The organism is Gordonia sp. YC-XJ4, assembly GCF_059511865.1.
On sequence record NZ_CM183447.1, the window covers coordinates 1573339 to 1585798 of the forward strand.

Below are 12460 nucleotides of genomic sequence, written 5' to 3' on the forward strand. Positions count from 1 at the left end.
GATCAGGCGGGCAGTTGCATCAGGTCATCGGTGCTCACCTCCGTCGTGGAGCCGGTGTTGGTACCGGTGGTCAGGGTGAGTCGGCAGCGGCCCAGAACTTCGAGGCCGAGGTAGCGGCGGCCTTCGGCCCATTCGTCGGTCTGTTCTGCCAGGACGGCGCCGATGAGGCGGACGATGGCGTCACGGTTGGGGAAGATCCCAACCACGTCGGTGCGGCGGCGGATCTCGCGGTTGAGCCGTTCTGTGGGGTTGTTGGACCAGATCTGTCGCCACACGTCGTCGGGGAACGCGGTGAAGGCGAGCAGGTCCTCGCGGGCATCGCCGAGGTGCTCAGCGACCTCGGGCAGGCGGTGCTCGGTGTACTCCAGCAGCCGGTCGAACTGGGCGTTGACGGCGTCCGCGGTGGGCTGGTCGTACACGCTGTGCAGCATCGCTTTCACGGCCGGCCACATGGACTTGGGGCACACCGCCATAAGGTTGGCGGCGTAGTGGGTGCGGCAGCGCTGCCACGCGGCTCCGGGCAGGTTCGCTGCGATCGCCTCGACCAGGCCGGCGTGGGCGTCGGAGGTCACCAGCCGCACGCCGCCCAGGCCGCGGGCGACCAGGTCGGCGAAGAAGGTGTTCCACGAGGCCGTGGTCTCACTGGTGGCCACCTGCATACCGAGGACCTCGCGGTGCCCGTCACCGTTGACCCCGGTGGCCAGCAGCACCGAAGCCTTCACGACCTGCTTGTTCTCCCGGACCTTGATCGCAAGCGCGTCGGCGGTGACGAACGTGAACGGCCCGGCCTCGTCCAGGCGCCGGTGGCGGAACGCGGCGACCTGCTCATCGAGATCTTGGGCCATGCGTGAGACCTGCGACTTGGACAGCGAGTCGATGCCCAAGGTCTTGACCAACTTGTCCATCCGGCGAGTGGAGACGCCGGCCAGGTAGCAGTCCGCCACGACCGTGATCAGCGCGGATTCGGCCCGCTTGCGGCGCTCGAGCAGCCACTCGGGAAAGTAGCTGCCCGAGCGCAGCTTCGGTACGGCGACGTCGACGGTGCCGACGCGGGTGTCCAGGGGCCGGTGGCGGTAGCCGTTGCGCCGGTTGGTGCGTTCGGCGGTGCGGGCGTTCCATTCGGCGCCGCACACGGCGTCGGCGTCGGCGGAAAGCAGGGCGTTGATCATGGTCTGCAGCAGCTCGCGCATCAGATCCGGTGATGCGTCGGAGAGGGCTTGGCTAAGCAGGCCTGCAGGGTCGACAATATGGGGTGCGGTCATCGTGATGACTCCTCGAGGATTCTTTAGACGGTTGACTCGAAGGATCACACGGTGGCCGCTCTACATTCGTGCACAACACGGATTCGTAGACGGGCTCGGCCACCGAGTTACACCACTCTAAGGGGCACTACTGCAACGGTGCGCCGCAGTGACAATTCTCGGCTCAAGCGGACCAGTGGGGGTACGGGGCGAGCGCGTGCTGACCGTGCACCCATTGACCGTCCACAGCGATCGCACCGGCGGCCCCTCACCCGCTCAGCAACTTCTCGTCGACCGTATCCGCGTTGCCCGTGGCGTCTTCGATCCCGACCCCGCCGACCTCGACGATCTCGATCGGATCTGTACGGCGATGGGTGGATTGCCGCTGGGTCTCGAACTCGCCGCGGCCCGGATGGTGACATTCTCGGTGCGGGAAGTGGCCGATCAATTCGGAAGTGCGGTCCCCGAGCCGATCAACCGAGCTTTCCGGTTGGCCTACGAGTCCCTGGATGTCGGCCTGGCGCGCCGGTATCTCCGCCTCACCGCGCTGCACAATCCGTTCACCTCGGCGCTGGCCGAAGCCGTGTGCGGCGCCGACGTCGCCGATGATCTGGCCGAACTCTGTCGCCGATCATTGTTGTGGCCCATCCGCGGTGACCGACTCCGGCCGACCCGATTCACCATTCTCGACACGATCGCCGAACACGCTCGAGGACTCGACCGACCAGCTGCACTCGAGGCGGTACGACGACGAGACCACGCAGTCACCGCGTTACTGGCCACGACTCCGATGCACAGCACCATGTCGTCGGCGCGAGACCTCGCCCGCGTCGACAATGATGTCTCCACGGTGCTCGCCTTTCTCGAGTCCGTCGTGAGCGACCCCGCTCGCCTCGACACCCACATCGACCTGATCGAACACCTCGGCCCGTACTGGTACCTCCGCCGACGTCTCGCCGCCGGTATCCGCTTGCTCCGCATCGCATCCGAAACCTGTTCGCGGGGCGGGTGTTCGGCGCGTACGAGCGCGATGGTGACTGCCTGTCTCGGCGCAGCACTGGCATTCAGCCAGCAGACTGCCGAAGCCCACCGGCATCTCACCGCACTGTCACCCGATGACCTCGACACGGCGATCGTCGTGGACGACCCGGACCCCGACGTCGGCTGCCGGCGCTTCGCCTTTCTCGCCCTGGCGAGTTGGACAGGTGACGACCATGCCCTGGCCGGCATCTTCGCGCAGCGGGCTTGGGACGCACTGGCCACGGGTTCTCGCGAGGCAGCCATCGTGACAGCAACCAAGGCACTGTGCGAGCTGACGGCCGGCAACCTGGCGGAAGGCACGCACCATGCCCACACCGCACTCGCGCTCGGAGCCGAACTGGGCGATCCACTGGCCATCCATCTCGCGGCCGTGATGCTGGGCATCCGAGCTCTGATCAACGGCGACACCCGCATGGGACTTCGCTGGAATGACCAGGCGTTTCACGCGTACCTCGACGCCGGGGGCATACAGATCTGTGACACGGTCGAACAGCGCGGCAACCACCTGGTCGCGGCCGGCGAAGTGAACCGCGCCGGCCGGGCATTCGCGGTCGCACGCACCTACGCGCTGGACGCGGGCATGGAGTGGCCGCGCCATCCGTTCACCCACGACGCCATCCGGCGGTGCCGCGACGACGAGAACACGGCCTTCGACCAGGGGTGGCGCGCAGGTATTGCCGAGGCCCGAGACGCACTCGTCATGGGTGATCACGAACGCTTCGCCGGCATGTGAGCGTTTTGTGAGGACCGCACGGTCTCCTTGTCACATCACGACCAGGGGCGACGGGGCCTCGTGATCCGACAACCACCGTGGAGGTACTCATGACACAGCACCTGGCGATGTCCGACGAAGAGTTCGACGGACAGTTCAGTCGCACACTGCAGGCCGCGGCCGTCGGCGCCGCCGATCTCGGCGAGGCCCACGCCACCGCGGACCTGATCGGCGGAAGGTACAACACGCAACGCTGGTACACGCACTGGATGGCCCGCGCCGAATCGGCTCGGGAATCCGCCGAGACAGCACACGTCACCGGCCACCTCGTCACCGCCCACCAGTCGTACCTTCGTGCCAGTGAGTACTACCGGCAGGCGTACTACTTCCTTCGTGCCGATCTCGACGATCAGCGATTGCACGACGCCTATCACGCGCACTGCGACACCTTCCGTCACGCCATGGAACTGTTGCCGCACACCTCGGTGCCCATCGTCGCCGACGAGGTCGCGATTCCGTACGCCGACAATCGGTCCGCGGTTGGCGGACGCACCGACATTCACGCCTGGCTCTTCCGGCCGGTGACCGACCCGAATCGACTTTCTCCGACCATCGTGATGCCCTGCGGATACGACTCCACCGCCGAATCGGGATGGATCTTCGCCCAAGGCGCGCTCGCGCGTGGGTACAACGTCCTCAGCGTGGAAGGACCAGGCCAGGGAGCGTCACTCTATCTGCACCGCATCTTCTTTCGACCGGACTACGAGCACGTCCTCTCGCCGATCGTCGACTGGCTGATCGCCGCACCAGGCGTCGACCCCCAACGGATCGTCGCCATGGGCCGTTCCTTCGCCGGGTATCTCATCCCACGTGCGGTCGCCACCGAGCCCCGCATCGCCGCGATGATCTGCGACCCCGCCCAACCCGACATGGGGGCGAAGATCCCCGGTGGCTGGAAGGGCCGTATCGCGGCACCGCTCATGACGGCCCTGAGCCGGGTCAGCCGGAAACGGGCCGACTTCTTCGGTGCACGCATGGCATCCCATGGAGTGCGCACCGTTGCCGACTACCTCGCGGAACTCACTACTTACACGATGACCGATCGAGCCGCCGACATCGGTTGTCCCACACTGATCATGGAATCTCCCGGAGATCCTGTCGGTGGGCACGGCGCGGCGCTCTACAATGCACTGGCCGTCGAACACAAGACGATATCCACGCCGGCGGCGGGTACCGGTATCGCCGGACACTGCGGCGGCCTGGGGCAGAAAGCTTGGGACGCGGTCGTTTACGACTGGCTCGACGACTGTCTCGCAGGCGTCGATTCGGCAACCGTCGGCGCGTCCGGAGCACCACGATGATCTGTGAACCGTCCTCGACCGGGCGCCTGGTGTAGGCCGGTTCATGGCGTCAATGGTTTCTGACATCACCAAGGTTCGCGGTGATCGAGTCGCACCACGACCCCACGGTCCCCATCCACTCGCGCTCGGTCGCCGGTCCGGAGCAGGTGAGTGCCGACCAGGGTGTTCACGACGCAGGGTAAGCCGTATTCGCGGGCGACCACGGCACCGTGGGAGACCGAACTCCCGATGTCGGTGACCAGAGCGGCGATCACGGTGAAGTACGGTGTCCATCCGACGTCGGTGACGGGCGCGACGAGGATCTCCCCGGGCCGGACGGCGCGCGCCTCACCGATCGTCTTCGCCACTCGCACTGTGCCTTCCACGACACCTCTGCTCGCTGGTCGACCCACGATCCGGTCGTCGGCGATGTCATTCTCGGCGACGGTCAGGCGCGGGGACGGCCGCCCGACCGAGACGTCGTCGAATTCGAGAGAGTCCTGAAATGACAACGCTTCTCGTCGTCGAATGGCGCTCTGTACGAGGTCGGTGATGTCCTCGGCGTCGACGACCCGCCGCAACTCGGCCCGGTCGAGGAAGAAGACGAGATCGGCGTCGGGGAGCCGACCGCTCTCGGCGAGCACCTCGCCGAGATGGCGGTAGCCCCGCTTGAGTTGGTGGGCCATCAACGCCATCCGCGATTTCGTCTCCTCGCGTCCACGCGCGCCGCCCTGTGCCAGGCGTGCCAGGAGGCGAATCGTCGGCGAGGAGTGCTCAGGTGTCGGCGCGCGGCTCGGTTCGCGACCGGGCCGCTCGGTCGCCGATCGCACCATGACCTGCATCATCGTCCCCAGCCCGGCGGGATCGTCGGCCCAGGACGGGTCGCGCATGCACAGTTCCCGGTATCCGCGATGGCCGTGGCGCTCCAAGAACTTCCGCAAGGCGACTCCCGCGTCCCCGGGCGCCGCGCGCAATGTGGTGACCGCGTCATCCGGTGCTGCGGAGAGGAATTCGTCGGCGATGGCTGCGTCGGCGGCGATCTTCTGCACGACCGCGTCGAGTTCGGCGAGCATCTCGGCACTCTCGACGCCCGATGCCCCTGACATGAGACGGGCGGCCTGAGCTTTGCCCTCGTCCTCATCACGGCCGTCGGTGACCGCCCGGCGAACCATCACGCTCTCGAGGACATTGGCCGCGACGGCCGCGCGTGACGATGAACGGACGTGCGTGAGCGTGATGTCGCAGTACAACTCCACACCGTCGTCCAACTGCCGCAGCACGACTCGTGGGTCCGAGCTGCTCGGAACCCGGAAACCGGCGATGTCAGAAGGTATCCGGCGGATCGCCGGGCCCACCGTCAACGCATGGGTGGTCAGCCTGATCGTGTTGCCGAGTTTGCGCAAGAACGGTTGTGCCGGTTTCGGTTGCAGTTCGTCGACCACGCGGCCGCAGATCGAGGTCGAGAACTGTTCCAGCGAGTTCCCCAGAATCCCGGAACTCAGCGCCGTGCCCTCGGTGAGGTTGAGGAACATGTGGCCGTAGAAGTATCCGACCTGCAGCCACGGCGTGTTATAACCCTCCTGTGCCCGCGCGACGACCTGAATCCTCTGCATCGCATAGTCGATCGCGAACCCGGATACCGACGCGGTCAACGGGCAGAACGCGCCCGGCATCATCTCGCCGATGTTGCACCGCGTGTACACGTGGTCGGCGCCGGCGACCGGGGAGTCCATCTCGTTGAGATCGCCCGGCAAGGTGGTGATGGGTCGGGCCTGCAACCACCAGATGTCGCCCGACCGGTCGATGGCCCACTCGAGGTCCATCGGCGTGCCCCATTCGTGCGCCGCGCGCAGAGCACCCGCTCTGATCAGGTCGATCTCCTGAGGTGACAAGACCGGAGCGGCAACGTATTCCGCGACCACCGGTGCACCCTCCTCGTCGAGGACGAGGTGATCGGGCGCAGAGGTCCCGTCGACCAGCGACTCGCCGAGTCCGGCGACCGCGTCGATCACCATCAGGTCGCGGCGACCCGACGCCGGGTCCGCGGTGAACACCACTCCGGCGGCCCGCGCGTCGACCATCTGCTGAACGACCAGATTCATGGTTGTGGTGGTGTGGCCGCTGTAGGCGTACGCGCGCGCGGAGTGCACCGAGGCGGCACACGTGTGGATGGCCTCGGTCAGGGTGTCGACGGAATCGACGCCGAGCACGGTGTCGTATTGGCCGGCGAAGGACTGCTCGCTCCCGTCCTCACCAGCGGCGGAGGACCGCACCGCCACCGGAGTCGTTCCGGCGGCAGCCATCTCGCCGAACCTGGAGGTCACGCTGTCGAGAGATCCGTCCACCGAGGCATCCGCGACCACGAAACCGACTGGGACGGGCAATCCCAGAGCGCGCAGACGCGCGAGGCCGGCGGCCTTGCCGCCGTACCGGTCGTCGGTGATCTCGTCGAACTCGACGGTGGCCGCTGTCATCGCGAACCGACCAGCGCATCAACGATTTCCGCGAGTGCGTCGACGGCGATGGGGCCTGGCTGGTAGAGACAGATGCTGTCGGAGACACCGTCGACGCGGTCGCGGATGTGCGCGGCGATCTCGGCCGGCGTCCCACATGCGGCGATGGTGTGCAGCATCTCGTCGTCGATGAGCGCAGCCATCTCCTGCCAACGCCCTTGTTTGGACATCGCATTGAGTTCGGGCTGCAGGTCGCCCCATCCGTGCGCGTCGAGCACAGGTCGGTACGCGGGGGTGGAACCGTAGAAGGCCAGCAACATTCGCGTCGAGGCGTGGTCGTCGTCGCGGCCGGAGGCGACCGACACGATGATCTCGGGGATCACCGTGAAGTCGTCCGCGCTCCGCCCGGCTTTGGCAAGCCCGTCGCGTACTGCGGGCAGCGTCGTGCTGTGCAGGAAGCGTTTGGACCCGAACGGCATCACCAACAGACCGTCGGCCACCTCGGCCGTCGCACGGGTGAGCCGAGGACCCAACGCGCCCAGATAGATCGGCGGCGGCCCATACGGGTTGGGGCCGGGATTGAAGGTCGGGGTCATCAGCGTGTGGCGATGGTACTCACCGCGGAAGTCCAATCGTTCGCCCTCGTTCCACGTCGCGAAGATCGCACGCAATGCGCCGACAATCTCCGTCATCCGCTCGACCGGCCGATCGAACTCGGTACCGTAGCGCTTCTCGATCTGCGCGCGCACCTGGGTGCCGAGCCCGAGGATGAACCTTCCCTTGCTGAGCAATTGCAGATCGTTGGCCTGGTGGGCGAGTTGAATCGGGTTGCGCGGGAAAGCGATCGCGACGTTGGACATGAGGTCGAGGCCGTCGACCGACGACGCCAGCACCAGCGGAGTGAACACGTCGAATGGTCCCTCGAAAGTGAAGACACCGGAGGCGCCGGCCTCCTTCAGGAGCTTGGCACGGTCCACGGCGTCGGTGGGTCCGAAGAGTGCGGTCATGATCTTCATGGCGTTGCCTATCCCGCCACGTCGGTCCAGTCGGAGAAACCCGACGGATGGTGCGGACCGATGATGCCGTGCTCGAACAGGCCGGCGCCACGGTGTTGTCGGCCGTCGGCCTCGGTACACACCGCACTCCCGACGTGGTCGATGAGGCTGAACGGTGCGCGGGCCATCACCTGCTCGTCCGTCAGATCGAAGGTGACGCGTTCGGCGAACGGACCCTCCTTCCATGTGCCGTGCGCCCACGAGGAATCGCCGCCATAGCCCGAGCCGAAGGCGATGGGCGCGAACAACTTCGACTCGACGTCGAGGGAGATCTGCTCGCCCGCGCGATTGAGGAACTCGATGTGCGCGCCGTGCGGAATCCTGGTCCCGGCGGTGTAGTGGATGGTGACCCGTACGCCGTCGAGTTGCTCGATGCGCCCATCGCGCCACCGGCGGGTGCAGTCGTAGAGACTGCGATGACCGTCGGGATCCTCCTGCAGGATGAGGAACAGGATGAAGTCGTCGAACGCCAATGGCAGGTAGAGCCACCACATTCCGCGGAAAGCGGTGTCGGGACGCCCTAGCGGTTCCGGCTCACCGACCGGCCGGATACCCCACGACCGGTCGCGGCTCGCCACGCTGGTGTCGTGCTCGACGGTCAGTCGTTCTCCGTCGACGTCGATCCATCCCTGCCAGGAACCCACCTGGGCAAAGCGGCACGCCTGCAACGTCACTCGTCGCTCGGTCAGCATGGTGTGCGGCTTCTCCAGCGCCGCCGGGAACAGTCCGCGCCAGGTGAGTTCGGCGGCGATGCCCTCGGTCTCCGCGAGGGTCAGATGCATCTCCTGCAGCGGCTCGACGACGTCGAGGCGATATCCGTTGACGTTCTGATGAAGTCGGTCGTCGTCGATCGCGTCGCTCAGATGAATCGCGGTCTGGGTGTCGCCGCGGCGGACGACGAAGTAGGCGTCCTTGACGCCCAGACGCGGGTAGTAGCCGATGCCGGTGAGCGCCGTGAAGCGGCCCTCGCGGTCGAGCACGTTGAAGTACGAGCGATCGTAGAAGTTCCTGTCGGAGGTGGCCGGCCAGGTGATCGGGGCGGGCGTCTGATGGATCGGATACTCGTCGAGTGGGCTCAGTTCCACCGGAACTCCCTATCAATACGATGCACATTGCATTGGAATTAGAATGTGATCCATGACACCAGATCGCCGAGGCGATAACAAGAGGTCGACGCCGGGGCGGCCCCGCGATGGCCGGATCGATGCCGCGATCATCGCCGCCACCCGCGAGCTGATTCTCGAGACCGGCTATCCCGCGCTGTCGTTGTCGGCGATTGCCGCTCGCGCCGGAACCACCACGGCAGCCATTTACCGGCGCTGGTCGGGCAAGGCGCAGTTGGTGCACGAGGCGGTGTTGTCGGCGGAGGTCATGGCACCGCCGACGGGGTCCGGGGACGTCCGGCAGGACATTCGCGCGCTCGTGGAGATCGTGCGCTCGATGTTCAACCGGCCGGAGGTGCGGGTGGCCCTGCCCGGACTGATCGCCGACACCGTGGCATCGCCCGACGTGCACGCCCGGATGACCGAGAGGCTGGCCGGCGACCTCACCGCCTTCGAGTCCCGCTTCGGTCAGGGACGTCGCGACGACGACCGACTGCCGATGCTCGCCGAGGTTGTCGCGGGGACCGCGATCTTCCGCATCCTCATTCGCAGCGACGCCGCGCTCGACGACACGTGGGTCGACGAGATGGTCGAGCTGATCATCGAACGGTGGCCGGAAGCGTGAGATCGGTCGACGAATACAGATGACACAGACACGCCGCGGTGCAGTTGCGATTCTCGGCGTGTCGCGCCGGAACGGTGGAATCTGTATTCGTTTCGGGTCGGCTCCGTCTGATCACACACGAGAGGACCGACCCCTCCCGGAGCCGGTCCTCTCGCACACCGACAGCTACCTGAACTCGGGCATCACCTTCTTGGCGTAGGTCTCGAGCTGGTAGCGCTGGACGCCGCTCCAGTCGTCGAAGGGCATCGACTGCGCCCAGTATTCGGAGATGACCCAGTCGAGGTTGCCCTGGCCGTAGAGGGTGGACAGGTCGGCGAGCTGGTCATGGACCTGCTCCGCGGTTCCGCACAGCAGCTGTCCTTCCTCGTACATCCGGCGGGTCAGGCCACGGGCGTCGGGAAAGGTCAACGGGCGCACCGGCGGATCGGACTCGCGGCGGTAGCCCTCGTTGAACCAGAACTTCTGGAAGATGTTCTGGTACCAGAAGCCGGAGGTTTCGACGGCGAGATCGAAGGCCTCGTCGAAGGTGACGCCGAGAACGATCTTGGCCACGACGCCGAAGCGCTGCCCGAGTTCGAGGTCGTGGCCGGCCTCGTTGGCGGCGTGCTGGTAGGTGCGGGCGACAGCCAGGATGCGATCGCGGCCGCCGGCGGCGACGTACAGGGTGCGACCGGCCCGGCCGGAATCGATGATGGTCTGCTCGGCGCGGGTACTCGGGATGAAGATCTCCGGCCGGCCAAGCGGTTTCGGGGCGATGCCAACCCGGCGGATGGTGCCGTCGTCGTCGACGTCACCGGGGACGCCGTAACTGCGGGTCCAGTCGGCCAACGGCCAGTCGGGGATACCGGTGGCCGGGTACGGGGCCTGGTAGTGGGGGCCGTCGACGCGGAAAGAGTTCAACTCCCAAGCGGTTTCGATGATCGACAGGTACTCGTCGAACTTGGCGCGGTTGGCGGCGTCGGAACTGGGTGCGTGCGCCACGGCGTCGGCCTGCTGTGCGAGGGTCTGAACCCAGCGGGTCTGGAAGCCGCGGGCGAAGGCGATGCCGAGCCGGCCGGGGAACATGTGGCTGAACTGCGCGAGATCCTCGGCCACGCGCAGCGGGTCGCGGGCGGTGACGACCACCGACATCGGGACGAAGGTGATCTGCTTGGTCAGCGCGGCGAGCTTGGCGTACATGAGCAGGTTGTTCGGGATCGACTCGCCGCCCTCGTACTGCATGTGGTGCTCGGTGGAGCCGAAGGCGTCGAAGCCGAGCTCGTCGGCCCAGACGGCGATCTGCTCGAAGCCGGCGAGCATCTCCTGGTACTTCTCGTTGTTGCGGGACACGGGACGCAGGGCGGCGCGTTCCTCGGGGGTGACCGGGATCGCCGAGCTGCACATGAGCATGGTCTTCATGGTTCTGATCCTTTGAATCTGTAGGGGCAGTGACGAATCAGTCGCTGGTGCGGCCGATGTGGGTGGTGACGAGGCAGATCAGGGCACCGAGCACGAGCAGGAACCCGTTGACGGCGACGGAGGTGTGGAGTGCCGAGACCGGCGAGGCGCCGGAGGTGAGCCGGCTGACGAAGACGGCGCCGAGCACGGCCGGGCCGAGCGCTCCGCCGAACTGACGCAGCGCGGTATTGGTCGCGGCCGCCATCCCGGCCTTTCTCCAGGGGACGGCGTTGACGGCGGTGACCGACACGGTGGTGAGCATCATGGCCAGTGACAGGCCGAAGATGGCCAGGCGCCAGCCGAGGTCGAGAGCCGTGGTGTGCTCGTCGACACCGGTGAGGGTGAAGACGCCGACGGCGCCGACGGCGAGTCCTGCGGTCAGCAGGTAAGCGGGCCGGATGCGATGCATGGTCGCGCCGATCACGGGGTTCACCACGACGGCGACGCCGGTGACGAACAGCAGCCGTAGCCCGATCTGAAGCGCATCCAGGTGTTGGACTTCGCCGAGGAAGACGCTGATCAGGAAGGTCGTACCGACGACGGAGAACAGTGCGAGTAGTGCCGAGAACCCGGCGGCGCTGAAGGCGGGCGAGCCGAACAGCCCGAGGTCGATGAGCGGGGAGGTCGAGCGGGCCTCGGTGAGAAGAAACCCGATCAGCGCGAGTGCTCCGACGATGAGTCCGGTCAGGGTGACCGGATCGGTCCACCCGCGTGCCCCGCCCTCGATGACGCCGAGGATGAGCCCGGCGATGGCGAGCGTGGCGAAGAGCTGGCCGCCGATGTCGAGCGACCGCTCGCCGGGTGCGGTGGACTCGGGCAGCCACGCCGCGGCCGCGATGCCCGCAAGACCCGCAAGGGCGATGACCGGGACGAAGATCCAGCCGTAGGCGACTCGGTCGATGATCGCACCGGAGACGATCGGCCCGACGCACAAGCCGAGCAGCAGTCCGGTCGCCCACACACCGATGTACTTGCCGCGCGCCCGTGGGTCCGGCACGACGTGCGCGATGAGCGCGAGAGTGGTGGGCAGCAGCAGCCCGGCACCGAGGCCGGAGATGGCCTGTCCGGTCCAGATCATGGCGAGTGCGCCGGTGTCCGCGGTGAGGCCGGACAATGCGGCGACTCCGGCGCCGACAACGGTCAGGGCCATGCCGATGAGATAGATGCGGCGGCGGCCGTACCGATCCCCGAACAGCCCGCCGGACAGCACCGCGGCTGCCATCGGGATGACATAGCCGTCGGAGATCCACTGCAGCGCAGCGGTATTGGCGTGGGTGGCGGCGCCGATCCGCGTCAGTGCGACGCTGACGCCGGTGATCGGCACGTAGGTGACGAAAACGCCGAGTACGGCGAGCGCGACGGTGATCGCGCGGCTGGGGTCCGAGGGGCCGGGATCGGGACGCGCCTTGACGGAGATGACAGGACGATTGTTGGTCGTGGTCATGTCGACCAC

General features: G+C 66.8%; 9 protein-coding genes. 3 read left to right on the top strand and 6 right to left on the bottom strand.

Annotated features, from left to right (window positions below; translation table 11 throughout):
- Positions 1-2 precede the first annotated feature (2 nt).
- Positions 3-1262, bottom strand: coding sequence for an IS256 family transposase (locus tag AC5ZH6_RS06890; protein WP_336874021.1), 1260 nt, complete (start codon positions 1260-1262; stop codon positions 3-5).
- A 196-nt stretch (positions 1263-1458) separates the two neighbouring features.
- On the opposite strand from AC5ZH6_RS06890, the gene AC5ZH6_RS06895 reads away from it, so the two are divergent.
- Both AC5ZH6_RS06895 and AC5ZH6_RS06900 read left to right on the top strand, forming a co-directional pair.
- Positions 1459-3015: a hypothetical protein gene (locus tag AC5ZH6_RS06895; RefSeq protein WP_496168750.1), complete on the top strand. Its 1557-nt coding sequence runs from the start codon at positions 1459-1461 to the stop codon at positions 3013-3015.
- A gap of 89 nt (positions 3016-3104) precedes the next feature.
- Positions 3105-4355: an alpha/beta hydrolase family protein gene (locus AC5ZH6_RS06900; RefSeq protein ID WP_496168752.1), complete on the top strand. Its 1251-nt coding sequence runs from the start codon at positions 3105-3107 to the stop codon at positions 4353-4355.
- 65 nt (positions 4356-4420) lie between these two features.
- Here the strand turns inward: AC5ZH6_RS06900 and AC5ZH6_RS06905 are convergent, their stop codons facing one another.
- Genes AC5ZH6_RS06905 through AC5ZH6_RS06915 form a run of 3 tightly spaced genes read right to left on the bottom strand, consistent with a single transcriptional unit; the run spans position 4421 to position 8927 of the window.
- Positions 4421-6808: a PEP/pyruvate-binding domain-containing protein gene (locus tag AC5ZH6_RS06905; RefSeq protein WP_496168754.1), complete on the bottom strand. Its 2388-nt coding sequence runs from the start codon at positions 6806-6808 to the stop codon at positions 4421-4423.
- On the bottom strand, positions 6805-7803 hold the full coding sequence (locus AC5ZH6_RS06910) for a TIGR03617 family F420-dependent LLM class oxidoreductase (RefSeq protein WP_496168755.1): 999 nt from the start codon (positions 7801-7803) through the stop codon (positions 6805-6807). The genes AC5ZH6_RS06905 and AC5ZH6_RS06910 overlap by 4 nt, the downstream gene beginning before the upstream one ends.
- 8 nt (positions 7804-7811) lie before the next feature.
- Positions 7812-8927, bottom strand: a complete 1116-nt coding sequence (locus tag AC5ZH6_RS06915; RefSeq protein WP_496168757.1) for an Rv3169 family protein — start codon at positions 8925-8927, stop codon at positions 7812-7814.
- 52 nt (positions 8928-8979) lie between these two features.
- On the opposite strand from AC5ZH6_RS06915, the gene AC5ZH6_RS06920 reads away from it, so the two are divergent.
- Positions 8980-9570, top strand: coding sequence for a TetR-like C-terminal domain-containing protein (locus AC5ZH6_RS06920; RefSeq protein ID WP_496168759.1), 591 nt, complete (start codon positions 8980-8982; stop codon positions 9568-9570).
- A 165-nt stretch (positions 9571-9735) separates the two neighbouring features.
- Here AC5ZH6_RS06920 and AC5ZH6_RS06925 read toward each other — a convergent pair whose 3' ends face one another.
- On the bottom strand, positions 9736-10968 hold the full coding sequence (locus tag AC5ZH6_RS06925) for an LLM class flavin-dependent oxidoreductase (protein WP_496168761.1): 1233 nt from the start codon (positions 10966-10968) through the stop codon (positions 9736-9738).
- A 37-nt stretch (positions 10969-11005) separates the two neighbouring features.
- The gene (locus AC5ZH6_RS06930; protein ID WP_020172079.1) at positions 11006-12451 is read right to left on the bottom strand and encodes an MFS transporter; all 1446 of its coding nucleotides are present in this window, start codon (positions 12449-12451) and stop codon (positions 11006-11008) included.
- Between the last annotated feature and the right edge of the window lie 9 nt (positions 12452-12460).

Coding starts and splice junctions, on each gene's coding strand:
- AC5ZH6_RS06890 (WP_336874021.1), bottom strand. CDS start 1,262: ATGACCGCACCCCATATTGTCGACCCTGCAGGCCTGCTTAGCCAAGCC.
- AC5ZH6_RS06900 (WP_496168752.1), top strand. CDS start 3,105: ATGACACAGCACCTGGCGATGTCCGACGAAGAGTTCGACGGACAGTTC.
- AC5ZH6_RS06905 (WP_496168754.1), bottom strand. CDS start 6,808: ATGACAGCGGCCACCGTCGAGTTCGACGAGATCACCGACGACCGGTAC.
- AC5ZH6_RS06910 (WP_496168755.1), bottom strand. CDS start 7,803: ATGAAGATCATGACCGCACTCTTCGGACCCACCGACGCCGTGGACCGT.
- AC5ZH6_RS06920 (WP_496168759.1), top strand. CDS start 8,980: ATGACACCAGATCGCCGAGGCGATAACAAGAGGTCGACGCCGGGGCGG.
- AC5ZH6_RS06925 (WP_496168761.1), bottom strand. CDS start 10,968: ATGAAGACCATGCTCATGTGCAGCTCGGCGATCCCGGTCACCCCCGAG.
- AC5ZH6_RS06930 (WP_020172079.1), bottom strand. CDS start 12,451: ATGACCACGACCAACAATCGTCCTGTCATCTCCGTCAAGGCGCGTCCC.